The organism is Shimia sp. SK013 (assembly GCF_001292625.1).
GTDB lineage: Bacteria > Pseudomonadota > Alphaproteobacteria > Rhodobacterales > Rhodobacteraceae > Shimia.
The window spans coordinates 468,832-490,875 of sequence record NZ_LAJH01000012.1 but is presented as its reverse complement, the minus strand read 5'-3'; the positions used below and the strand labels follow the sequence as shown (position 1 = coordinate 490,875).

The following is a 22,044-nucleotide window of genomic DNA, read 5'->3' as shown; positions in this document are numbered from 1 at the left end:
AAACACCGGTTTTCTCCCTGCCCTAAGGGCAGATTTGCGAAAACGCCCCCCTAGAGAGTGATTGCGACCAATCTCCGCAGGACCAATGTCTCAGCCAACATGGAACAGAGTGGTAAACAGTTTGGGATCAAGGCTTTGGGCCTCAAAGAATGGCCCATCCGTCAGCACCGACACCGCATCATGGCTGTGCAGGCTTTCCTGATGGCTCGCGATCACGCGAAAATCGCCGATCCGCGGGTCGGCCTTGAGCTGCTCACAGAAAAGCCGCGCCGCGTCTTCGACAAAAATCGGATTGGCTGCATTCAGCTCGGCAAAGGCCTGCTCGTCTTCGCGTTTGACCATAACCTGTGTCTCGGTCGGCACTGCGGCGCGCGCAAGATCAATCAGATCCTCAAACCACAGCATGCCCTCGGTGACCTGCACCGAAATCCGCGCCACCGATCGCTGCGAATGCGGCGTCGCCAACTGCCCCCGCTCTGATCGTGCATGTTCGCTTAACTCCAGCGAACAGGGGCAAGTCGACGAATACACATAATCCAGATGCATCACCTTATGCAGCACGCCGTCCAGCTGCACCTTCTCCAAGGCAATTTCATAGTATTGATACCCTTCCAGCCCTGAACGCAGTGACGTGATTTTCATCGGATAGCTGAACCGCATCTGCAACCGCGCGTCAAAACTCTCCAGATCGGTGATGTAATCCGCCAAAGCGGCCTCCATGACCTCAAAGCTGAAAGTCTTCTCCGCATGTTTGTAAAAAGAGCGCATGATCCGGGACATGTTGATGCCCTTCTTATCTGCCTCAAGACTAACGGTGCCGGTGACGCTGGTTTGCAAAGCAATGTCGCCATTGTCACGGGTGTGAAACCGGATGGGCAGGCGGAAATTGGAAATGCCCACATGCTGTATCTGCTGTTTTTCGCCTTTGATCAGGCTCGATGGACCGTTCTGCAAATCCGGCAACGTCGCCCGGTACTCTGGCGAGACCGCAAACTCCGGATCATAAGTTCGCGACAGCGCCGGATAATTCGCCTTGGGTTGATCAGGCAACAGCCGGGCAATCGCCGGATCCAACTCGGCGATCTCGGTCACGGACGCGTCAGCCGCCCAAGCGCGCAGCTTCTCAAGCGCCGCAGCCGCGTCGTCCCGTGTGATCTCGTCATGTGCTTTCGGTGTCTGCAAATTCATGATCCAACCGCCTTTCGCGTCCATTGCGCTGGTCTAACTTAATAGTTGATCCGGCCAAATGCCAATTACGGTTTCTAATACGCCCAATACGACGTTGCGGTTCACTCATCCAACAAAGCAAAAAGCGGCACCCCACAGGGCACCGCTTTTCCAAAGCTCAATAATTGCAGTTGTTAGGACTGCGACGCTGCAACCGCCTGCTTGATGTCCCTGATCAGATCATCGCTGTCTTCCAGCCCCACCGAGAAACGCACCAATCCAGGTGTGATGCCCAGCGCAACTTTCTGATCTTCTGGCAGTCGCTGATGTGTCGTGGTTGCCGGATGGGTCGCAATCGACTTCGCATCCCCAAGGTTGTTGGAAATCACCGCAATCTCCAGCGCGTTCAGAAACTTGAATGCTGCCTTTTGACCGCCCTTGAGGTCCAGCGACAACACCGTGCCACCTTTACCGCCCAGTTGTGTTTGCACCAAAGCGTTTTGCGCGTGGCCTTTCAGCCCCGGATAAATCACCCGTTCCAGCGCCGCATCGCCTTCAAACGCTTCTGCAATCGCCAACGCGCTCGCCGCTTGCGCCCGAACGCGCAGATCAATGGTTTCCAGACCTTTCAGCAAAATCCACGCATTGAACGGGCTCATGCTGCCGCCGGTGTGCTTCATGTAGGGTTCAACGGTTTTGCGAATAAATTCCTGCGAGCCAAGGATCACGCCGCCAAGGCACCGCCCCTGCCCGTCAATATGTTTGGTCGCCGAGTAAATCACCGCATCCGCGCCCTGCGCAATTGCGTCGCTGAACACAGGGGTCGAAAACACGTTGTCCACCACAACCTTTGCGCCTTTGGCATGCGCAATCTTAGCCACAGCAGCCACATCGATCACCTCAAGAGTCGGGTTGGACATGCTCTCAAAAAACACAGCCTTGGTATCGTCGCGCACAGCCGCGCGCCATTCATCAAGGTTGGTGCCGTCCACAAATGTCACGTCGACCCCGTAGCGTGTCAGGATCTCCTCGAGAATATAGAGGCACGAGCCAAACAACGCTTTGGCGCTGACCACATGGTCGCCCGCCTTCAGCATAGAGGTCAACGCACCGCTGACCGCCGCCATGCCACTTGCGGTGGCAAAGGCGTCTTCTGCGCCCTCTAGTAGAGCAATCCGCTCTTCAAACATCGCCACGGTCGGGTTGCCGTAACGTGCATAAATGAACTCATCCGGGCCGGTCTCGATAAACCGCGCCTCGGCCTGCTCAGCACTGTCGTAAACAAACCCTTGGGTCAGAAAAATCGCTTCGCTGACTTCGTTGTATTGGCTGCGTCGCGTGCCACCATGCACCAGTTTTGTGCGTGTGTTCCAATCGCTCATCTTTGTCTCTCCCGGGCCACGCGTGCGGCCCAAATAAAAAGCCCCGTTCCGGCCAAGCGGAAGGGGCTCCTTCGTCTCGACCTCTTTAGCGGCATGTTTAACGTGGCCCGCAATCCGGTAACAAATCGCCACGCCAGCGGATTACGCTGCAGGTGCAAAAAGGTCAAGGCCGTCACACGGCCGTTACAAGTTTTTCACGCCACATGCACAAACATTCGAGAAACTGCACACAACATATTGTGGGAGAGTCGGGATGCCCCTCATACGGATCAACGCAGCAGGCCGCACGCCAGTTCCCCATTGCGGCGAAACACCACTCCTCCCCGCATTGAACGCAGCTTTGGAAGGATCCGGAACCATCACCATCATGCTGCATGGCTACAAATTCCATCCGCATGATCCGCAACATTGCCCACACCGCCATATATTCGCGGAACAAGACACCGCCTGCCACAAGGCCAAAAGTTGGCCGAGCGCGCTTGGTTTACTGGAGGATGGTGGTCTTGGCATCGCCTTTGGCTGGAACGCACGGGGCACGCTAAAACAGGCGCTGCGCTCCGCTGGCAAGGCCTCTGTCGCACTGGCCAAGCTGATCACAAGCCTTCGTCACATTGCTCCTCATCGTCCCGTGAACCTGATTGGGCATTCGATGGGCGGCTACGTCGCCCTAAAAGCGCTGCGCCACCTGTCGGCAGGCGACGTGCATCGGATCATCGCGCTGAATGCCGCCGTATTCCGAGGCTGCGCCGGTCGGGCAATGGCAACCCCCGCGGGCCAAAGCGCTGAGTTGATAAACATGGTGAGCGGTGAAAACGCAGTCTACGACTTCCTGTTAAAACGCGCCTTGCGCCGCAAAGACGACGCTCTTGGTCGCGGCTTCTCGGCTCACAACGCCCTGACCATAAGGCTCGAAAACCGCCAAGCTCTGGCGCGATTGGCCAGTGTGGGCTACCGGATCGCGCCACCAAAACACTGGTACTGCCACTGGTCCACCTACCTGCGTTCGGGGGTGTTTGATCTCTATGCGGCCCTGCTGGCTGCGCCGGAACGCACGCCGCTCCCTTACCTGCAGTCCCTGCTTGACGGCGCGCCGCAGGTTGCACAGCATTTGCCCGACAAAAATGCGCAGCCCTTGCCCCTCGGCCTGAAACAGGCATCATGACCGCAACTTGACTTTAAGGACGCGCCATGACCGCCCCCATCGACCTTTTCTATTGGCCCACGCCAAACGGCTGGAAAATCTCTATCGCGCTCGAGGAAATGGGGCTGCCTTATGAAACCCACCTGATCAATATCGGCAAAGGCGATCAATTTGCGCCGGATTTTCTGCGAATCGCACCCAATAACCGGATGCCCGCCATCGTTGACCCTGATGGGCCGGACGGCTCACCTGTGTCGATCTTTGAAAGCGGTGCCATTCTGCAGTACCTGGCGCGCAAGACCGGAACCTTTATGGGCACAACCGAGCGCGACCGCATTGCCGTTGAGGAATGGTTGATGTGGCAAATGGGCGGGCTGGGTCCAATGGCCGGACAAACCCATCATTTCCTAAAATACGCGCCCGAAGACATCGCTTATGCCAAGGACCGCTATCGCAACGAAGCCGCGCGTCTTTATGGCGTGCTGGACCGGCGCCTGGCTGAAACCGAGTTTGTGGCAGGTGATGTCTTCTCCATCGCCGATATGTCCATCTGGGGCTGGGCGTCGCTCTGGCAGGGGCAAGAGCAGACGTTGGAAGACAAGCCTCACCTTGCCCGCTGGCTCAAAACCCTTTGGGATCGCCCTGCTTTGCGCCGCGGCCGTGCGCTTCATGCGGACCTGCGCGGCGACCGCTCTGACACTTGGGTGCAAGCCGATCTGTTTGGCCTTCAGACATAGCACTCCCGCCACCTTCGATGCCTAACGGCATCTGCCAGATGTTGGGCGTGTCTCAGCTGCGCTGAGCCTTTAGGTATTTGAGGAACAAAAAAGGCGAAAGAGCAACGCAACAGGCTCAAGGCGGATGCCTTGAGCCATGCCCAACGGATCGCGTGCATCATTGATGCGAAAAGATCGGGCGGGAGCCCGCGCCAACCCGCTTCTTGGACGCTCACCGCTTGCACCGCCAACCCCTGCGCGCTAAAGGCTGTAGCCAAGTTGCAACCCGGAGAGTCTGAGCGATGTCGATTGACGAAAGCACCGCCGCAAAAGTGGCCAAACTGGCCCGTATCAAAGTCGAAGAAGATGCGCTGCCCGCGCTGGCGCAGGAATTCAATGCTGTGCTTGGCTTTATCGAACAGCTCAACGAAGTGGATGTTGAGGGTGTTGAGCCCATGGTCTCTGTCACCCCGATGCGCCTGAAACGTCGCGAAGACGTGGTGAACGATGGCGACCAGCAGGACAAAGTTCTGTCCAATGCGCCCGACGCGCGTGAAGGTTTCTTCACTGTTCCCAAGGTGGTTGACTGACGTCCCCCTTCCCTGATTTTGCCCGATATCCAGAAGGCGCACCCGTATGACTGATCTGACCAAACTCACCCTTGCTGGCGCACGCGACAAATTGCGCAGCGGCGACGTGTCCTCGGTGGAACTGACCGAGACTTTCTTGGCCGCCATAGACAAGGCGGATGCTTTAAACGCATTTGCGCACAAGACGCCCAAACTCGCCCTTGAACGTGCCAAGGCTGCGGACGTGCGGATCAAACAAGGCGATGCGCCGGACATGTGCGGTCTGCCAATTGGCATCAAAGATCTGTTCTGCACCAAAGGCGTGCCGTCGCAAGCCGCGAGCCGCATCCTCGAAGGCTTCAAGCCGGAATATGAATCCACCGTCTCCCAGAAATTGGAAGACGCCGGCGCCGTCATGTTGGGCAAGCTCAACATGGACGAATTCGCCATGGGCTCCTCCAACGAAACCTCGGTCTATGGCAACGCCGTAAACCCGTGGCGCCGCGGAAATGACGACGCCCAACTGACCCCGGGTGGCTCGTCGGGCGGCTCCGCCTCCGCAGTGGCCGCAGACCTGTGTCTGGCCGCCACCGGCACCGACACTGGCGGCTCGATCCGCCAGCCTGCTGCGTTTACCGGCATCACCGGCATCAAGCCGACCTATGGCCGCTGCTCGCGCTGGGGCGTCGTTGCCTTTGCCTCCTCGCTCGATCAGGCGGGTCCAATGACCAAAGACGTGCGCGACGCCGCCATCATGCTTGAGACCATGTGCGGCCACGACGCCAAAGACAGCACCTCGGTTGATCTGGCGGTGCCAAACTTTGAAGCCATGCTGACCGGCGATATCCGCGGCAAGAAAATCGGCATTCCGGCCGAATACCGCATGGACGGCATGCCTGCCGAGATCGAAAACCTCTGGGCTGACGGCACCGCAATGCTCAAAGCTGCGGGCGCTGAAATCGTCGATATCTCGCTGCCACACACCAAATACGCGCTGCCTGCCTATTACGTGATTGCCCCGGCTGAGGCGTCGTCCAACTTGGCGCGCTATGATGGCGTGCGCTATGGTCATCGCGCCACTTTGGGTGCTGGCGATGGCATCACCGAGATGTATGAAAAAACCCGCGCCGAAGGCTTCGGTCACGAAGTGCAGCGGCGCGTGATGGTGGGCACATATGTGCTGTCTGCGGGTTTTTATGACGCCTACTACAACCGCGCCCGTCGTGTGCGCACGCTGATCAAACAGGATTTCGAAAACGTCTTTGCCCAAGGCATCGACGCGATCCTGACGCCGGCCACGCCGTCTGCGGCGTTTGGCCTTGGCGAAATGACCGACGCCGACCCGATCCAGATGTATCTCAATGACGTCTTCACTGTCACCGTGAACCTCGCCGGGTTGCCAGGCATTTCCGTCCCAACAGGCCTGGACAGCCAGGGCTTGCCGTTGGGTCTGCAATTGATTGGCCGCCCATGGGAAGAGGGCGATCTGCTGAATACAGCCTACGCGCTCGAACAGGCCGCAGGCTTTGTAGCCAAACCGGCGCAATGGTGGTAAAACTCTGCCAAAGCTAAAAAACAGCAGGCACGGCAGACATGACACGGATTTTCCTAACAGGATGCGCCCTGGTGGCGCTGGCAGCGTGCCAGCCCGCAATTCCCGACAGCGCGGCGGGTGTGGGCTTTGACAACGTTCACAACTCGCCAGAGGCACGCGCCAAGCGTGACTCTCAACTGACGGGCACAGCTTTGCCCAGTCCCCATGCCGTGTCGCAAGAAACCGTGCCCCCCCCACCCCCTGTCTCCGCAGCTCCCCTAAGTGCGACCCAGCCTGCTGCTGCGGTTCCAGCTGCGCCCGCAACACAGACTGCGCCGCTGCCGACCACGGCACCGGCAACTTCGGAAGCCGCGGACATCGCAGCCGAAACGCAGGCCGCCCTCAGAACCTCCGCCAACAACTCGGGTCAGGAACCGTTGCATGCCAGCCCGTCCAATCCGGCACCGGAAGTGTTTTCCAACCCCGGCATCTCGGACGAAAACAACTTTGGCGCCGTCGAGGACCGACGCTCGCTCGAAGCCGACGCTGCGCGACGCGAACGCAACAAAGCGCAATACACCGTCGTGGAAACCGGCGCTGTGCCGACCCGCAGTGGCGCAACCGGTCCCAACATCGTGGCCTACGCCCTGTCGACCTCCCATCCTGTTGGCACCAAGGCCCACAACCGATTAAGCCTCAAGACCGCAGCCCAGCATCAAGCCGCCTGCAACAAATTCGCAAGTCCCGACCTCGCTCAGATCGCCTTCCTTGAAAAAGGAGGCCCAAAACGCGACCGGCTTGGACTGGACCCTGATGGCGACGGTTTTGCCTGCGATTGGGACCCGACCCCGTTCCGCTCAGTTTCCGGCAACTGATCCGTGGCCTCTGCGCCGCAGATCATCGCGCGCCCTTCGCCTAATTTCGGCCCGCGTCGTGATGGGCTAAAGCCTGAATTCATTGTCGTGCACTACACCGCGATGGACACAGCCGAGGCCGCTTTGGACCGTCTCTGCGATCCAGCGCCCGAAGTGTCCGCCCATTACCTGATCTGTGATAAAGGCCGCATTTTCCAGTTGGTAGCCGAAGACATGCGCGCATGGCACGCGGGCGCGGGATCATGGCAAGGCAAGAGAGACATCAACTCGCGCTCCATTGGCATTGAACTGGACAATCGCGGCACACATCCGTTTTCCGAACCTCAAATGAGCGCGCTAGAAGCCTTGTTGCCCGCAATCATGACCCGCTGGGCCATCGCCCCCACAGGCGTCATTGGACATTCCGACATGGCACCCGGTCGAAAATTCGATCCCGGCCCGCGATTTGATTGGCAAAGGTTGGCATTGCAGGGGCTGGCGACTTGGCCGCGCGTCATTGACCCCACACCTCATTCCCCCTAAACCCGCCAAGCGCAGAGGGCTGGATGGCCGCGGGCGGCAACGTCAGAGGAAAGTCCGGACTCCATAAGGCAACGGTGCCGGGTAACGCCCGGCTGGGGAAACCCAAGGGAAAGCGCCACAGAGAACAGACCGCTCCCGCTTGCGGGAGTAAGGGTGAAACGGTGGGGTAAGAGCCCACCGCGGCCCTGGCAACAGGGACGGCACGGCAAGCCCCACCGGGAGCAATGCCAAATAGGGATCGCGTGTGCGCAAGCACAGGGGCGCCTTGCCCCGAGCAGGTCCGGGTTGGCAGCTATAGGGCGTCTGGCAACAGGCGCTTAAGATGAATGGTCATCGAACCGAGGGCAACTTCGGGGAACAAAATCCGGCTTATAGGCCCTCTGCGCGTTTTAATTTGGAGCCCCGATCCGCTATTTTGGGCGCCACATAGACCACCTTACTCTTCGGCGCGCGCCAAAAGCCACGTTATGGCAGTGTTGATTGCCGCGTTGTGTTTGGTTTTACTCGCCGCAAGCAAATAGAAATCCTGCTTGCCGGGCATGGTGTCCGGCGTGATCTGCACCAGCCGTTTGGCAGCGATATCGCCCGCCACCAGAAAACGGCTCACCAATGCCACCCCCTGCCCAAAAAGCGCGGCATCCACGGCCAAAGACGTCTGGCTCAATCGCAACCCCCGCCCGCTCTTGTCCTCGACATCCTTCAGCCTAAGGAACTCAGGCCAAAGATCATGGGTGTCATGCAACTTTGGCAGTTTTGCCAAAACCGCTGCGTCAACCGGCAAGCCCTGCCCCTCAACAAGGCTCGGTGTGGCAACCGCAATCACCTCTTGCCGAAACAAAAGATGGGCCTCCAGCGCCGCGCCAAAAGGCGGCTCGCCTTGCCGCACCGCAAGGTCAATCCCGTCGCCATGAAAGCTTGATACCTTTTCTGTCGCCAAAATCCGAAGATCAATCTCGGGGTGCCTGGCTGAAAAGTCCGGCAGATTAGGGATCAGCCACTTTGCCGCAAACGTCGGCGTGACACTTACCAGCACTTTGCCCGGTTCGGGTTTCAGATCGTCGGTTGCAGTGCGCAGCGCCTCAAAAGCAGTCGCAACCGTCCCGTGATACCGCCGCCCGATGGACGTAAGCGCGACCCCTTTGGGCAATCTCTCAAACAACTTGGTGCCGAGATAAGCTTCAAGCTGACGCACATGCTGGGCAACCGCCCCCTGCGTAACGCCCAATTCATCGGCGGCCGCCCGAAAATTCAGACAGCGGCCAGCCACGTCAAAAGCGCGCAATCCGTTCAAAGGAGGAAGTTGGCTCATTTGACAATAGTATTGCTATAGTCAGGAAACATCAATTCTCAAGAGCGGACTCTTCGAAAGAGTCATATAATTATAGGTAATTGAGAATGGAGAGACCAAATGACTGTAGTAAAAGTTGCGCTCATCACAGCTGGCGGAAGCGGAATGGGCGCGGACGCCGCCCGCCAATTGGCCGCGGATGGATTTAAGGTAGGCGTCCTATCCTCTTCCGGCAAAGGCGAGGCGCTTGGAACCGAATTGGGCGGCTTTGGCGTGACTGGGTCCAACACCGATCCTGACGCCCTGTCCGCATTGGTTGACGGCGCTGTAAAACGATGGGGCCGTGTCGACGTCCTTGTCAATTCTGCCGGCCATGGCCCCAAAGGTCCGGTGCTGGAAATCTCGGACGACGACTGGCACATCGGCATGGAAGTCTACCTGATGAACATCATCCGCCCGACCCGACTGGTTACACCTTTGATGCAGTCCCAAGGCGGGGGAGCAATCATCAACATTTCGACATTTGCGGCCTTTGAACCCGACCCACTGTTCCCGACGTCTGGCGTGTTCCGCGCGGGATTGGCTGCTTTCACCAAACTCTTTTCGGACAAATATGCCGCCGACAATATTCGTATGAACAATGTCCTGCCCGGCTTCATCGACAGCCTGCCAGAAACCGAAGATCGCAAAGCCCGCATCCCGATGGGGCGCTATGGCCACACGCAGGAAGTATCCTCCGTGATTTCTCTTCTCGCCTCCAGCGGCGGTGGCTATATCACGGGCCAGAACCTGCGCATCGACGGAGGACTGACCCGTGCCGTCTGACATTGCGATCCAAAGACCTCAGCATGACCGTATCGTATTTGCAGTCAAATGGGGCGCGTCCATCATTCAAATCATGGGCTACACCGCAACAGGGTTCGGATGGACACCTTGGAACCTCTACCTGTTCTTGATTGGCGTGCTGGGATGGTTCGCCGTCGGAGCGATGTGGAATGACAAGGCGCTGATGTTGGTGCATTTGGTTGCTTTGGGCGCAATGATCGCCGGAATGGCAAGCGGTTGACCTTCTCCTGCATTACCTAGGGAACACAACATCTGGGGCGCCTTGGTGCGGTCATTTTCGTTTGCACCTCAGCGTGTCACCGCTAAGGTCACCGAAAATCAGCCATCCAAGGCCCTCATGACACCATTTGAAATCATCGCCCTGCGCCAGACTCTAAAATTTGTCTTCATCGGGGTCGGCCTGCTTGCGGCTCTGATCTATGCGGTGTTTTTCTGCCACCGCCCACCTAGCCGTGCCAAGACCATCGTCAAAGCCATCCCTATGCCTGCTTTCGCGGCGGCCGCATGGATCAGCTTCGGCCACCCTGCCGTCGTCATTGCGCTCCTGCTCTCTGCCGTCGGCGACATCGCACTGGCCCGCGACGGCGAACGCCCCTTCCTGATCGGCCTCATCGCCTTTGCTGCCGCCCACGTCGGCTACGTTGTGCATTTCTGGACGCTCGGCACAGGCCCGCTGGACGCGCCGTGGGCCTTTATCGCCGCCATCGCCGTTTTTGCGCTCTCAACCGAACGCTGGCTAATCCCGTTTACCGGCGACATGCGCTGGCCGGTGCGCATCTATGTCATCCTCATTTCGCTCATGGGGCTCACCGCACTTGGCTTGCCCGGGTTGCCGCTCGCCACCTTTGGCGCGTTTGCCTTTCTGGCGTCCGACACCATCCTGTCGCTGCAGCTGTTTCGAATGTCCGACAGCTCGCGCTGGCAACGCCCCGCCTCCGTTGCGCTCTGGCTGCTTTATGCGGGCGGGCAGTTCCTAATCCTTGCTGGCAGCGGTTGGGCCACGCCACTCTTTTAAGTCCTTGCGAATAAGACTAAGTGGAGTGAAGACTTTTTTCGGAGGCCCCGATGGCGTTTTTTTCCAAGCTCAAAGACCGGCTGTTCAAATCCAGCTCCAAACTCGAAGAAGGGCTGGACGCCATTGTCGAAGACGGCGGTGCAGAAGAGGCGGTCGCAGCACCTGAACCTGCGGCGGCACCTGAACCCACACCTGAACCACAGGCGGAAAAACAGCCTGAGCCGACGCCCGACCCAACGCCAGCGCCACTTCCGGAACCCGTCGTCCCAACTCCAGCCGCAGAGCCAGTCCCTGAGCCCGCGCCTCAGCCCGTTGCGACCCCGGAACCGGCGCCAGCCACGGCGGCGCCTAAACCAACACCTGAACCAACCGCCAAACCGGCCCCTGCACCGCAGACCGCCGCCACGCCGGAACCGGCACCTGCTGCCAAACCCGGCCTGCTTGCCCGCCTGACAGGCCGCACCACCGCCCCGACAGAGGTAAAACGCGAACTTGACGACGACATGCTGGAGCAACTCGAAGAGCTGCTCATCACCTCGGATATGGGCGTGGACACCGCCTTGCGCGTGACCGCCAACATAGCCGAAGGCCGCATGGGCCGCCGCGTGTCGTCTCGCGAGATCAAGGAACTGCTTGCGGGCGAAATCAGCCGCATCATGGACACTGTCGCCCGCCCGATGCCGCTTTATCCCTCCAAGCCGCAGGTCGTGCTGGTTGTCGGCGTGAACGGCTCCGGCAAAACCACAACCATCGGCAAACTCGCCAGCCAATTCCGCAACGCCGGAAAATCGGTGGTGATCGCAGCCGGCGACACATTCCGCGCCGCCGCCGTGGAACAGCTGCAAGTCTGGGGTGACCGCGCTGGCGTGCCGGTCCTGACCGCACCCGAAGGCTCTGACCCGGCCAGCCTCGCGTTTGACGCCATGACCAAGGCCGAAGCCGACGGCGCCGACCTTTTGATGATCGACACCGCAGGTCGCCTGCAAAACCGTCAGGATCTGATGGAAGAACTCGCCAAAATCGTGCGCGTGATCCGCAAGAAAGACCCAGACGCACCGCACAACACCTTGCTGGTTCTCGACGCCACAACCGGTCAGAACGCGATTTCCCAAGTCGAAACCTTCCAGAAACTCGCAAATGTTTCCGGTCTTGTGATGACCAAGCTCGACGGCACCGCCAAAGGCGGTATCCTCGTCAGCCTTGCCGACAAATTCGGTCTGCCGATCCACGCCATTGGCGTGGGCGAGCAAATCGATGACCTGCAACCCTTTGATCCCGAAGAGTTTGCAGCGGCACTGACCGGCTTGGAAAAAGGGTGAGCACGCACCGATGAGTGAATGGCTGGTCTCTCTGGAGGGCACGCCTGCCGGTGCCCAGCTTGCTCTGGTCCTCGCTCTTGCTGCCGCCTTCCTGCACGCGGTTTTTGGCGCGCTTCAAAAAGGCCGCCACGATCCCTGGCTCACCCGCGGCGCGATTGATTTTTCCTATGCTGCAATGGCCGCGCCATTTGCCTTCTTTGTGGTGCCGTGGCCAGAACCGCACATGTGGCCGATCTTTGCTGGCGCCTTTGTGATCCACCTGGGTTACAAATTTCTGCAAAGCTGGGCTTACACCAAAGGCGCTTATACCGTGGTCTACCCGGTGGTGCGCGGCATCGGCCCGTTCTTCACCGTGATCGGCGCCTACCTGATTTTTGGTGAGACCTTTACCGGCACGCAGTGGCTTGGAGTGTCGGTGCTGATGTCCGGCATCCTTGGCCTCGCCATTTATAACATGATCTTCATGAAAGAAGGCCGCGAAACGCTGGTCTCGGCTATGGTGATCGCTGTCTTCACCGGCTTTTTTGTGGCACTTTATACGACCTTTGACGCCTACGGCATCCGTGCCACCGCCAACCCTTTCACCTTCCTCGCGTGGTTCTTTTTCATCGACGGGCTGGTGTTTCCGGTGCTGGCGTATCTGCGCTGGCGATCCATGGTCGACGCCCCCACCCCGGGGCCTCTCATGGTGCGGGGATTTATCGGCGGGCTGGTGGCTTTTGCCAGCTTTGGTTCTGTCATGATGGCCACCCGACTGGACAGCGTTGGCGAAGCCGCTGTGCTGCGCGAAACCTCTCCGGTTTTTGCCGCGCTGATCGGTTGGCTGGTGCTCAAAGAAACCGTTGGCCCGCGCCGCATCGCTCTTATGGCATTGATCGCACTCGGTGCTGTGATAGTTGAGTTCGGAGGATAAAGGAGCGCCCATGTCTGAGCAAACGCCGGAACCGACCAAAAAGAAGATCAACCCGTGGCTTAAAACGGGTCTGGAACTCGGCCCAATTGTCCTGTTCTTTATCGGCTACATGCGCCTGAAAGACGCCACCTTCACTTTGGGGGGCACCGACTATCAGGGCTTCATCCTTGTGACCGCGATGTTTGTACCGTTGCTGATCCTGACAACAGGTATCTTGTGGAAACTCACCGGCCATCTGTCAAAAATGCAGGTCATGACGCTTGTGCTTGTGGTGGTCTTTGGCGGGTTGACGGTCTGGCTGAACGATCCACGCTTCATCAAAATGAAGCCCACGATCCTTTACGTGATGTTTGGCGGCATCCTTGCGGTGGGTTTGATGCGCGGCCAATCCTACTTGCGTCACGTGATGGAAGGCATGATGCCTCTCAAACACGAGGGCTGGATGATCCTGACCAAGCGTCTCATGTTATTCTTCTTTGGCCTCGCCATCGCCAACGAACTGGTTTGGCGCCTGATGAGCGAGCAAGCGTGGGTGAACTTCAAAACCTTCGGCCTCACGGCGGCGATTTTTGCGTTCTTCATGACGCAGGGCAAGGTGTTTCAGGACTACGCAGAAGAGACAGACGAAACGTCCTAAAGGGGCTCTGCCCCAAATCCACAGCTGTGCTGTGGAAACCCCGAGGTATTTAGGGAACAAAAAAACCTGAAGAGGAATGGGGCGATGCTTGCGCGAAGGCGCGGCGGGGTGAGACCGCAGGTCGAGGGGCCGCGCCCCTCAGGCTCACGTCGCCAGACGTGAGCCAAGCCCAACCCGCAGGGGCGGGAGCGCGCTTTAAACCGCCAGTCCACGCCCTTTGAGCAAAGCCTCCACGCCCGGCAGCCGCCCGCGGAACCGCTCATAAAGCGCATCTGCTTCGACGGTGCCGCCAGTTGACAGGATGTGGGTTTCCAGCGCTTTGGCTGTCGCCGCATCAAACGGGTCGCCCGCTTCTTCAAAGGCTTCGAACGCATCCGCATCCATCACTTCGGACCACATATAGCTGTAGTAGCCAGAGCTATAACCATCGCCAGCAAAGACATGCGCAAACTGCGGCGTTGCGTGGCGCATCGTGATGGCGCGCGGCATGCCCAGTTCGGCCAGAACCTCCGCCTGTTTCGCCATCGGGTCAGCTGGCGCCGCCTCGTCATGAAACGCCAGATCCACCAACGCCGAAGCGACGTATTCCACCGTCGCAAATCCCTGATCGAAATTCGCAGCGCCGAGGACTTTCTCCAGCATGTCCTGCGGCATCGCCTCACCGGTCTCGGCATGTGTGGCAAATTCTGCCAGCACTTCCGGCACCTCAAGCCAATGCTCATAAAGCTGGCTTGGCAATTCCACAAAATCACGTGCCACGGATGTGCCCGACACGCTTTCATAGGTCACGTTTGACAACATCTGATGCAGCGCGTGCCCAAACTCATGGAACAACGTGCGCGCATCATCGTAGCTCAGCAGCGCCGGATCACCTTTTGCGAAATTGCAGACATTGATCACAACTGGCCCCTGCACCTCAGGGAATTTCGCTTGCCCCCGCATCGCGGAACACCACGCCCCGGACCGCTTTCCGCCGCGTGCAAAATAGTCACCGATAAACACAGCCACATGCGACCCGTCACGCGTCACTTCCCATGCCCGGCAATCCGCATGGTAGAGCGGCACATCGAGCTCCTTGAACGTCAGTCCAAACAACCGCGTCGCGCAGGCGAAGCTCGCTTCAATCATGCGCTCCAATTGCAGGTATGGCTTAAGCGCTGCCTCATCGAGATCATGCTCGGCTTTGCGACGCTTCTCTGCGTAATACCGCCAATCCCATGGCTCCAGATCGCCGTTGATGCCATCGCCGTGCATCATCTCGGTCAACACAGCGCCATCCGCTTCGGCCCGCGCTTTCGCCGGTTCCCAAACCGCCATCAACAACGCGCGCACCGCTGCGGGCGTTTTGGCCATCTCGGTCTCCAGCTTGAAATCTGAGAAACTGTCGTAGCCCAACAGCTTCGCCCGTTCTTCGCGCAAAGCCAGTGTTTCCGCCGCAATTGCCCGATTGTCAGTTTTCCCGCCATTGGCGCCACGTGCTGCCCAAGCCGCAAATGCAATCTCTCGCAAATCCCGACGCGGCGAGAACTGCAAAAATGGCACGATCACCGATCGCGACAACGTCACAACCGGCCCATCCGCGCCCTTCTCTTCCCCGGCCGCCCGCATTGCATCGACCACAAAGTTCGGCAGACCCTCAAGGTCTTGCTCAGTCAGCGGCATGAACCACTCGCGCTCATCCGCCAATAGGTTCTGTGTGAATTCGGTGCCCAGCACCGCCAGACGCGACTTGATCTCCTTCATCCGCGCGTCTTCTGCGCCGTCAAGCGCCGCGCCTCCGCGCACAAACCCACGATGGGTCAGCATCAAAACGCGTTGCTGTTCTTCTGTCAGGTCCAACTCATCGCGTGCCCCCCAAACGGTGGCGATCCGGTCAAACAGCGCCTTGTTTGACGAAATCTCCGCGCTATGGGCTGCGAGCTTCGGTGAAAAGTCACGTTGCAAGGCCTCGCGCTCGGGGTTGCTGTCCGCCCCCGCGACGGAAAAGAACACTGACAACACTTTGTCCAGCGCCACGCCCGCCGCTTCCAATGCCTCAACTGTGTTGGAAAACGTCGGAGCCTCTGGATTGTCCGCAATCGCTGTGACCTCCGCCTGATGCTCTGCCAGTGCCACCTCAAAGGCCGGCGCAAAATCCGCATCGCCAATCTTATTAAATGGCGCGATTTTGAACGGGGTGGTCCAGTCACTCAGCAGCGGATTGGTCATGGCGAAAGTCTCCTTTTGCCGCCACCCTATGTCGCCAAACACCGGGCTGCAATCGAGTGCGCATCACATTTCCGCACCGACGCGATACCGACGTGAAACAGCCGCTATACAAAAGCCGATTTTGCCCCACCACAGGTCGGACAGTCCGCCCGTGGCCGCAGCGTGATTTTGCGGGTTTCGCCCCACAATGCGTCATAAATCATCATTTCACCGCGCAGCACCGCGCCCGCGCCAGTGATGACCTTGATCGCCTCCACAGCCATCATCGTACCGACAACGCCTGGCAAGGGACCTATCACGCCGGCTTCTGCACAACTGGGTGCCAATTCAGGCGCGGGGGCAGTCGGAAAAATGCACTGGTAACAGGGCGCGCCATTGGCCGGATCAAACACGCTCAATTGCCCTTCCCATTGCGAAAGTGCACCTGAAATCAGAGGCTTGCCCAAAGAAACGCAGGTTCGGTTGACCAGATAACGAGTGTCGAAATTGTCTGTCCCATCCAGCACCAAATCATGGTCACCAATCAAGGATGCTGCGTCATCTGCGCTCAGGCGGCGGTTATAGGGGTTCACGGTGACAAACGGGTTCTGCGCAGTCATGGCCTCGGCCGCGGAAAACACCTTCGGCTCGCCAATCATCCGATCCGGATGGATCACCTGCCGCTGCAGGTTGGAGTTGTCGACAACATCATCATCCACAACCCCGATTGTGCCAACGCCCGCAGCTGCCAGATACAGCAGCGCAGGCGATCCCAACCCGCCAGCGCCGATGACCAACACCTTGGCATCTTTCAGTTTTTTCTGCCCCAATCCGCCGACTTCACGCAACACAATATGACGTGCATAGCGGTTTAATTCGGTGTCAGAAAATGGTCCGTCGGTGACCTGTGACTCAGCGGTTTTTGCATTGGCGTCCGCCTTATCGCGCAACCAGCTGAGCACCTCTCGATAAACCAGAACCAACGCGGCAGCCCCGCCCAAAATCGCCCAAAGCGCCGAGGATTCCCCGGTTGCCATCCGCAAGGGATGCCCCTCTTCCAGCACCAAATGCAGACCGAGAACCGCGAAGTACAGCACAGCAATCATCGTCCAGCGCAGCCTTCTGGGGGCGCCAGCCAAGGCCCCAACGCCCCAGATTGCGGCCGCCATCGCCAACACCATAAGCATCAGGAGACACCCGTCGAGCCAAACCCGCCAATTCCACGCTCACTGGCGCTAAGGTCTTGATGCAGTTCAAATTTTGCGGTCAAAACCGGCGCAACGACCATCTGCGCGATGCGCATTCCATGGCCAATCTCAAACGCTTCCTGTCCCGCGTTCAGGACGATCACACCAAGGGGTCCACGATAGTCACTGTCAATCGTGCCCGGGCTATTGGGCAGCGTGATCCCATGCTTCAGTGCCAAACCGGATCGCGGACGCATCTGCACCTCATATCCAGCGGGAATTTCAAGCGACAAACCAGTGGGCACCAAGGCCCGCTTTCCCGGTGCCAGAGAGATGCCATTGCGTTGATCTTCGGGAAAATTCGCGCGCACATCCGCCCCCGCCGACCCGACTGTCTCATAAGACGGCAGGGCCACGGTTTGATCGGCCCCGTCCAACCAGCGCAACTTGATGGGCACCTTGGTCATGACTTTTCTTCCCCCAAAACACCTACGCCGTCAGCGCAAAATCCTGATATCAAAGCGTTTTTGCGATCCGCTCCGCCAACTGACGCGCGACTTCGCCTTTGCTCATGCGCGGCCAACTCTCCGCGCCCTTATCGGAAATCAACGTCACCGCATTTTCGCTGCCGCCCATGATCCCTGTTTCCGGGCTCACATCGTTGGCCACAATCCAATCACAGCCTTTGCGCAAACGCTTTGCGGTTGCGTTTTCAATCACGTCATCCGTCTCCGCCGCGAAGCCAACCACCAGATCCGGCCGCCCTTCCGCCATTTGGCTCACTGTGGCAAGGATGTCCGGATTTTCTGCAAATTCCAAAGTCGGCAGGCCGTCCTTGGTCTTTTTTATCTTGCTGTCAGAAGCGCTAGAGACCCGCCAATCGGCCACGGCCGCGCTAAACACCGCAGCGTCCACCGGCAGCGCGCCCTGCACTGCCCGCATCATCTCTTGCGCGGTTTCGACCTCTACCAATTGCACGCCATGCGGCCGCGCGGCATCCGCAGGGCCGGTCACAAACACCACGTCCGCGCCTTGCGCCACCAGCGCTTCCGCGATGGCCGTGCCTTGCGCCCCAGAAGATCGGTTGGCGATGTATCTGACCGGGTCAATCGGCTCATGAGTGGGTCCCGACGTCACCAGAACACGACGCCCCGACAACGGGCCAACCTTCATTGCGCCCTCAATTGCCGCAACGATTTCAAGGGGTTCCGACATCCGCCCCGGTCCAAATTCACCGCAAGCCATATCGCCTTCATTGGGACCGACAATGCTCACCCCGTCCGCCCTCAAAGTCGCCAGATTGCGCTGTGTTGCGGGGTGTTCCCACATCCGAACATTCATCGCAGGCGCCACCAGAACCGGGGTATCTGTCGCCAAAAGCAACGTCGAGGCCATGTCATTGGCCAGCCCGTTCGCCATCTTGGCCATCAGGTCCGCCGTACCCGGCGCAACCACAATCAAATCCGCTGAACGGGACAACTGAATGTGCCCCATCTCGGCCTCATCGGTCAGATCAAAAAGATCGCGATAAACCTTTTCTCCCGCCAGCGACGACACGGACAAAGGCGTCACAAACTCTTCGGCCGCACGTGTCAGCACGGGTGTCACCCACGCGCCGCGCTCCCGTAGGCGCCGGATCAGATCAAGCGATTTAAAGGCGGCAATGCCGCCTGCAATAATCAATAGAATGCGCTTATCCGTCAGCATGTTGTCGGCCTTTTGTGTCAAGTTTTGCAAACCTATGCCGCACGCCCGCGCGACACAAGCCGACCTTCGCTCTATTTGAACGCCTCACAAGGGTCCTCGCGCTCCGCCGCGGCTGTTACCAGCCACTTATCAAACGGCTCCGGCCCTTGCGATGGGGTCTCAAACTGGGCGATCAATAAGATGGAGACCTCTTGTGGCAACAAGGCAGGTGCGCCCCAATCCGTCCGCGCATGGCCGTTGCCTGTGATCACCACAACCGGCCCGTCTGTGGCCTCCAGCGCGGCAAGCACCGCGCGCGCCAAAGACGCGTCCCGCAGCCGCTGTGCCAATACCATCCCGGGCAACATTTCCGCGGGCAACGCGTTGCAATGCGCCGCCATCTGCTTGGCTTCGCGCTCCTCCTGTTGCGCTTCGGGCAATTTTGCAAGCAACCCAAACCGCTCGGCCCCTTCGCCAAAGGCTTCGGCCAAATCCTCGCCCATCACAGCCGCGCGGGCTGTCGCGCGCGGCACCTGCGCGCCGTAAATCTCCGCACCCGCGCTGGCAGCAAACACCGGATAATACATCTCAAAACTCGGCCAACCGCTGTTCGCCCAATCCAGCGCCTTGGCCAGTTTCGCCTGATCTCTTAGCAAACTGGGCGTTACCGCTGCGGCCTTCTCATGCGTCAACATTTCAAACACCACCGCTTTCGGGGCAATCGCCACCAGCGCCGCCGCCTGGTTGTCATGATGGTGCGGATTGTCGTGCACTTCGCCGAGAAAAACGACCTGCGCCTGAGGCAAGTCCCCGAAATCCGAAACAAATATCTCTTCCGCACCGGCACCACCCGTGACGACCGACATGGCAAAAGCCATCAACGCAACACTCTGTTTCATAAAGCTCCTTTCGCCGGCCTAACACCGCGTGCCGCCACAAAATCACAAACCCGCCCGCCGTGATGCCAACACACAGCCCCTTGCACTTGCGCCATCTTTTGACAATCTACGCGCCAGCGCAACAGACGGATGACACATGCTGCCAAAACTGAGCCTGATCTTAGGAGGCGCCTCCTCCGGAAAATCCGCATTTGCCGAGTCGCTGGTGGTGAACACCGGCGCGCCGCGTGTGTATCTCGCGACCGCGCAAGCATTTGACGACGAAATGCGCGCCAAAGTGACCGCGCATTTGGCGCAGCGTGGCACCAACTGGCGCACCATCGAAACACCGCTGAACACCGCCGATGATCTCACGCAAATCTCGGAATCCGAAGTGGTTTTGCTGGACTGCGCCACGATGTGGCTGTCCAATCACCTGCTCGCTGAAAGCGATCTACCAGTAGAAACCGACAAGCTCTTGGATGCGCTCGCGACCTGCAAAGGCCGCGTTGTTGTGGTTTCAAACGAAGTCGGACTGGACGTCGTGCCCGACAACAAACTCGCCCGCCAATTCCGCGACGCCCAAGGCCAATTGAACCAGACCATCGCCGCGCAGGTCGACCTCGCGGTTCTGGTTGTGGCCGGTCTGCCTATGGTCCTCAAAGGAGACTTGCCGTGACAGAACTGCACCTTGTACGTCATGGGCCGACCCACGCCAAAACCATGGTTGGCTGGTCCGATCTGCCTGCGGATCTTTCTGACACCGCGGCGCTCTCGCGTCTGTCAGATGTATTACCCACGGACGGCATTGTCATCTCTTCGGACCTGACCCGAACCATTACAACCGCCGATGCCATTCAGGGCAGCCGCACTCGCCTGCCCCACGACGCCGATCTGCGTGAAATCCATTTTGGGGATTGGGAGCTCAAGAAATTCACAGACATCGAAGCCGAAGACCCTGACCGCATCCGCGCCTACTGGGAGCACCCGGGCGATGTGCGCCCTCCCAACGGCGAAAGCTGGAATGACGTCACCACCCGCGTCGATCGCGGCATCGACCGTCTGCTCACCAACCATGCGGGGCAAAAACTGATTGTGGTTGTGCACTTCGGCGTGATCCTCACACAGATTCAGCGCGCCGAACGCCTTACTGCGTCCGAAGTCTTCGCACACCGCATCGACAATCTGTCTGTGACCTCGATCCATATCGATGATGACTGGTCCCTCAAGCGCATCAATCACATCGCGTGATGGAAGTCGCCACAATCTTTGGCTTTGGCGATGAATGAACCGGCGCTAAGCTAAGGGCATGACATATCAGCTTCTTCTTGGCGATTACGCCTATTCCTCATGGTCGCTCCGCGGCTGGCTCTTGTTTGAAAAATTTGGACTCTCCCGTGTGCAAACAATGGTGGATTTCTCTGACAAATCAGTCGGCGAACAGTTGGCCCAATTCGCGCCCGCACGAACCGTGCCTACAATGGTTACACCCGAGGGTGCCGTGGTCTCCGATAGCCTCGCCATCGGCGAAGAGCTGGCCAGCCGCCACCCCGACGCCGGTCTTTGGCCCACCGACCCCAAGGCCCGCGCAACCGCACGGTCACTCGCGGCGGAGATGCACTCGGGCTTCATGGCGTTACGGTCTGATTGCCCGATGAACCTGCGCCTGTCATATCAGGATGCTGCCCCGTCTGACGCAGTCCGCGCCGACCTTGCTCGCCTTGAAACCATTTGGTCCCACGCCCGCAGCACCTGCGCTCCGACCGGCCCGTGGCTTTGCGGCGACTTTTCGGTTGCCGACGCCATGTTCGCACCCGTGGCCGCGCGCATCGCGGGCTATAACCTGCCTGTCGGGCCGGACGCCAAATCTTATGTTGCCGCGCATCTTGCAGATCCGGCATTCCGACGTTGGCGGGCAATGGGGATGGTGCATGGCGCGACTTTGCCTTGGTATGCAAAGGATTTCACGACCCGTCCATGGCCCGGCCCTGAACCAATGGCGGCAACAGCCGTCGAAACCGGCACGCCCGAGAACGCCAATTGCCCCTACTCCGGCAAACCATCCACACATTTCTTGCAGCTGGATGGACGCACCTTTGGCATGTGCAACGCGTTTTGTCGGGACAAAACCGTTGCGGACCCCTCGGCATGGCCCGCCTTTGTCGCGATGCTTTAAAAAACC

The 22,044-nt window shown here is 59.1% G+C and carries 22 protein-coding genes, 1 other RNA gene, 1 pseudogene and 1 riboswitch; of the genes and pseudogenes, 16 read left to right on the top strand and 8 right to left on the bottom strand.

Features of this window, described 5'->3' with window-relative positions:
- Positions 1-90: 90 nt before the first annotated feature.
- Both folE2 and metZ read right to left on the bottom strand, forming a co-directional pair.
- Positions 91-1,188, bottom strand: a complete 1,098-nt coding sequence (gene folE2, locus SHIM_RS12090) for a GTP cyclohydrolase FolE2 (RefSeq protein WP_054002973.1) — start codon at positions 1,186-1,188, stop codon at positions 91-93.
- A 173-nt stretch (positions 1,189-1,361) separates the two neighbouring features.
- Complete coding sequence (metZ, locus tag SHIM_RS12085; protein ID WP_054002972.1) at positions 1,362-2,549, bottom strand: O-succinylhomoserine sulfhydrylase; 1,188 nt, start codon at positions 2,547-2,549, stop codon at positions 1,362-1,364.
- Between the two features lie 64 nt (positions 2,550-2,613).
- Positions 2,614-2,691, bottom strand: a riboswitch (SAM riboswitch).
- Between the two features lie 111 nt (positions 2,692-2,802).
- Here metZ and SHIM_RS12080 point away from each other — a divergent pair.
- The 7 genes and pseudogenes from SHIM_RS12080 to rnpB all read left to right on the top strand — a co-directional run bounded on the left by SHIM_RS12080 (position 2,803) and on the right by rnpB (position 8,294).
- Positions 2,803-3,711, top strand: coding sequence for an esterase/lipase family protein (locus tag SHIM_RS12080; protein WP_082358379.1), 909 nt, complete (start codon positions 2,803-2,805; stop codon positions 3,709-3,711).
- Between the two features lie 26 nt (positions 3,712-3,737).
- Entirely contained in the window at positions 3,738-4,427 is a 690-nt protein-coding gene (locus SHIM_RS12075; RefSeq protein ID WP_054002879.1) for a glutathione S-transferase N-terminal domain-containing protein, read from the top strand.
- 281 nt (positions 4,428-4,708) lie between these two features.
- Complete coding sequence (gene gatC / locus SHIM_RS12070; protein ID WP_054002878.1) at positions 4,709-4,996, top strand: Asp-tRNA(Asn)/Glu-tRNA(Gln) amidotransferase subunit GatC; 288 nt, start codon at positions 4,709-4,711, stop codon at positions 4,994-4,996.
- Between the two features lie 46 nt (positions 4,997-5,042).
- Complete coding sequence (gatA, locus tag SHIM_RS12065) at positions 5,043-6,530, top strand: Asp-tRNA(Asn)/Glu-tRNA(Gln) amidotransferase subunit GatA (protein WP_054002877.1); 1,488 nt, start codon at positions 5,043-5,045, stop codon at positions 6,528-6,530.
- A gap of 38 nt (positions 6,531-6,568) precedes the next feature.
- Positions 6,569-7,384: a hypothetical protein gene (locus tag SHIM_RS12060; protein ID WP_054002876.1), complete on the top strand. Its 816-nt coding sequence runs from the start codon at positions 6,569-6,571 to the stop codon at positions 7,382-7,384.
- Between the two features lie 3 nt (positions 7,385-7,387).
- Positions 7,388-7,864: pseudogene (locus SHIM_RS12055) on the top strand (N-acetylmuramoyl-L-alanine amidase); the annotation flags it as partial.
- 53 nt (positions 7,865-7,917) lie between these two features.
- Positions 7,918-8,294: RNase P RNA component class A (gene rnpB / locus SHIM_RS12315), an RNA gene on the top strand.
- Between the two features lie 48 nt (positions 8,295-8,342).
- Here rnpB and SHIM_RS12050 read toward each other — a convergent pair.
- The gene (locus SHIM_RS12050) at positions 8,343-9,215 is read right to left on the bottom strand and encodes a LysR substrate-binding domain-containing protein (RefSeq protein WP_054002875.1); all 873 of its coding nucleotides are present in this window, start codon (positions 9,213-9,215) and stop codon (positions 8,343-8,345) included.
- A 99-nt stretch (positions 9,216-9,314) separates the two neighbouring features.
- Between SHIM_RS12050 and SHIM_RS12045 the strand changes: the two genes are divergently transcribed.
- The 6 genes from SHIM_RS12045 to SHIM_RS12020 all read left to right on the top strand — a co-directional run bounded on the left by SHIM_RS12045 (position 9,315) and on the right by SHIM_RS12020 (position 13,924).
- Positions 9,315-10,019 carry an SDR family oxidoreductase gene (locus SHIM_RS12045; RefSeq protein ID WP_054002874.1) on the top strand — a complete coding sequence of 235 codons (705 nt, stop codon included), beginning with the start codon at positions 9,315-9,317 and terminating at the stop codon, positions 10,017-10,019.
- On the top strand, positions 10,009-10,260 hold the full coding sequence (locus tag SHIM_RS12040) for a DUF6552 family protein (protein ID WP_054002873.1): 252 nt from the start codon (positions 10,009-10,011) through the stop codon (positions 10,258-10,260). The genes SHIM_RS12045 and SHIM_RS12040 overlap by 11 nt, the downstream gene beginning before the upstream one ends.
- A gap of 117 nt (positions 10,261-10,377) precedes the next feature.
- Positions 10,378-11,055 (top strand): lysoplasmalogenase, encoded by a 678-nt coding sequence (locus SHIM_RS12035; protein WP_152926533.1) that lies wholly within the window; start codon positions 10,378-10,380, stop codon positions 11,053-11,055.
- Positions 11,056-11,105: 50 nt separating this feature from the next.
- Complete coding sequence (ftsY, locus tag SHIM_RS12030) at positions 11,106-12,374, top strand: signal recognition particle-docking protein FtsY (RefSeq protein WP_054002871.1); 1,269 nt, start codon at positions 11,106-11,108, stop codon at positions 12,372-12,374.
- A 10-nt stretch (positions 12,375-12,384) separates the two neighbouring features.
- Entirely contained in the window at positions 12,385-13,287 is a 903-nt protein-coding gene (locus tag SHIM_RS12025; protein ID WP_054002870.1) for an EamA family transporter, read from the top strand.
- A gap of 10 nt (positions 13,288-13,297) precedes the next feature.
- Entirely contained in the window at positions 13,298-13,924 is a 627-nt protein-coding gene (locus SHIM_RS12020; RefSeq protein WP_054002869.1) for an inner membrane-spanning protein YciB, read from the top strand.
- Positions 13,925-14,119: 195 nt separating this feature from the next.
- Here SHIM_RS12020 and SHIM_RS12015 read toward each other — a convergent pair whose 3' ends face one another.
- From SHIM_RS12015 to SHIM_RS11995, 5 genes are all read right to left on the bottom strand, one after another.
- Positions 14,120-16,132: a M3 family metallopeptidase gene (locus SHIM_RS12015; RefSeq protein ID WP_054002868.1), complete on the bottom strand. Its 2,013-nt coding sequence runs from the start codon at positions 16,130-16,132 to the stop codon at positions 14,120-14,122.
- A 104-nt stretch (positions 16,133-16,236) separates the two neighbouring features.
- Positions 16,237-17,298: a HesA/MoeB/ThiF family protein gene (locus SHIM_RS12010; RefSeq protein WP_054002867.1), complete on the bottom strand. Its 1,062-nt coding sequence runs from the start codon at positions 17,296-17,298 to the stop codon at positions 16,237-16,239.
- Entirely contained in the window at positions 17,298-17,765 is a 468-nt protein-coding gene (dut, locus tag SHIM_RS12005) for a dUTP diphosphatase (protein ID WP_054002866.1), read from the bottom strand. The genes SHIM_RS12010 and dut overlap by 1 nt, the downstream gene beginning before the upstream one ends.
- A gap of 49 nt (positions 17,766-17,814) precedes the next feature.
- Positions 17,815-19,005 carry a bifunctional phosphopantothenoylcysteine decarboxylase/phosphopantothenate--cysteine ligase CoaBC gene (gene coaBC, locus SHIM_RS12000; protein WP_054002971.1) on the bottom strand — a complete coding sequence of 397 codons (1,191 nt, stop codon included), beginning with the start codon at positions 19,003-19,005 and terminating at the stop codon, positions 17,815-17,817.
- A 71-nt stretch (positions 19,006-19,076) separates the two neighbouring features.
- On the bottom strand, positions 19,077-19,883 hold the full coding sequence (locus SHIM_RS11995) for a ChaN family lipoprotein (protein ID WP_054002865.1): 807 nt from the start codon (positions 19,881-19,883) through the stop codon (positions 19,077-19,079).
- A gap of 136 nt (positions 19,884-20,019) precedes the next feature.
- Between SHIM_RS11995 and cobU the strand changes: the two genes are divergently transcribed.
- From cobU to SHIM_RS11980, 3 genes are read left to right on the top strand one after another with little or no spacing between them, the layout of a single operon-like run.
- The gene (gene cobU, locus SHIM_RS11990) at positions 20,020-20,541 is read left to right on the top strand and encodes a bifunctional adenosylcobinamide kinase/adenosylcobinamide-phosphate guanylyltransferase (protein ID WP_054002864.1); all 522 of its coding nucleotides are present in this window, start codon (positions 20,020-20,022) and stop codon (positions 20,539-20,541) included.
- Positions 20,538-21,113 (top strand): histidine phosphatase family protein, encoded by a 576-nt coding sequence (locus tag SHIM_RS11985; RefSeq protein WP_082358377.1) that lies wholly within the window; start codon positions 20,538-20,540, stop codon positions 21,111-21,113. Before cobU ends, SHIM_RS11985 begins: the two co-directional genes overlap by 4 nt.
- Before the next feature lie 58 nt (positions 21,114-21,171).
- On the top strand, positions 21,172-22,038 hold the full coding sequence (locus SHIM_RS11980) for a glutathione S-transferase (RefSeq protein ID WP_054002863.1): 867 nt from the start codon (positions 21,172-21,174) through the stop codon (positions 22,036-22,038).
- Positions 22,039-22,044: the final 6 nt, after the last annotated feature.

What these genes read in the sequence shown, in the direction of transcription:
- folE2 (WP_054002973.1), bottom strand. Translation starts at nt 1,188, where the DNA reads ATGAATTTGCAGACACCGAAAGCACATGACGAGATCACACGGGACGAC.
- metZ (WP_054002972.1), bottom strand. Translation starts at nt 2,549, where the DNA reads ATGAGCGATTGGAACACACGCACAAAACTGGTGCATGGTGGCACGCGA.
- SHIM_RS12080 (WP_082358379.1), top strand. Translation starts at nt 2,803, where the DNA reads ATGCCCCTCATACGGATCAACGCAGCAGGCCGCACGCCAGTTCCCCAT.
- SHIM_RS12075 (WP_054002879.1), top strand. Translation starts at nt 3,738, where the DNA reads ATGACCGCCCCCATCGACCTTTTCTATTGGCCCACGCCAAACGGCTGG.
- gatC (WP_054002878.1), top strand. Translation starts at nt 4,709, where the DNA reads ATGTCGATTGACGAAAGCACCGCCGCAAAAGTGGCCAAACTGGCCCGT.
- gatA (WP_054002877.1), top strand. Translation starts at nt 5,043, where the DNA reads ATGACTGATCTGACCAAACTCACCCTTGCTGGCGCACGCGACAAATTG.
- SHIM_RS12060 (WP_054002876.1), top strand. Translation starts at nt 6,569, where the DNA reads ATGACACGGATTTTCCTAACAGGATGCGCCCTGGTGGCGCTGGCAGCG.
- SHIM_RS12050 (WP_054002875.1), bottom strand. Translation starts at nt 9,215, where the DNA reads ATGAGCCAACTTCCTCCTTTGAACGGATTGCGCGCTTTTGACGTGGCT.
- SHIM_RS12045 (WP_054002874.1), top strand. Translation starts at nt 9,315, where the DNA reads ATGACTGTAGTAAAAGTTGCGCTCATCACAGCTGGCGGAAGCGGAATG.
- SHIM_RS12035 (WP_152926533.1), top strand. Translation starts at nt 10,378, where the DNA reads ATGACACCATTTGAAATCATCGCCCTGCGCCAGACTCTAAAATTTGTC.
- ftsY (WP_054002871.1), top strand. Translation starts at nt 11,106, where the DNA reads ATGGCGTTTTTTTCCAAGCTCAAAGACCGGCTGTTCAAATCCAGCTCC.
- SHIM_RS12025 (WP_054002870.1), top strand. Translation starts at nt 12,385, where the DNA reads ATGAGTGAATGGCTGGTCTCTCTGGAGGGCACGCCTGCCGGTGCCCAG.
- SHIM_RS12020 (WP_054002869.1), top strand. Translation starts at nt 13,298, where the DNA reads ATGTCTGAGCAAACGCCGGAACCGACCAAAAAGAAGATCAACCCGTGG.
- SHIM_RS12015 (WP_054002868.1), bottom strand. Translation starts at nt 16,132, where the DNA reads ATGACCAATCCGCTGCTGAGTGACTGGACCACCCCGTTCAAAATCGCG.
- SHIM_RS12010 (WP_054002867.1), bottom strand. Translation starts at nt 17,298, where the DNA reads ATGCTTATGGTGTTGGCGATGGCGGCCGCAATCTGGGGCGTTGGGGCC.
- dut (WP_054002866.1), bottom strand. Translation starts at nt 17,765, where the DNA reads ATGACCAAGGTGCCCATCAAGTTGCGCTGGTTGGACGGGGCCGATCAA.
- coaBC (WP_054002971.1), bottom strand. Translation starts at nt 19,005, where the DNA reads ATGCTGACGGATAAGCGCATTCTATTGATTATTGCAGGCGGCATTGCC.
- SHIM_RS11995 (WP_054002865.1), bottom strand. Translation starts at nt 19,883, where the DNA reads ATGAAACAGAGTGTTGCGTTGATGGCTTTTGCCATGTCGGTCGTCACG.
- cobU (WP_054002864.1), top strand. Translation starts at nt 20,020, where the DNA reads ATGCTGCCAAAACTGAGCCTGATCTTAGGAGGCGCCTCCTCCGGAAAA.
- SHIM_RS11980 (WP_054002863.1), top strand. Translation starts at nt 21,172, where the DNA reads ATGACATATCAGCTTCTTCTTGGCGATTACGCCTATTCCTCATGGTCG.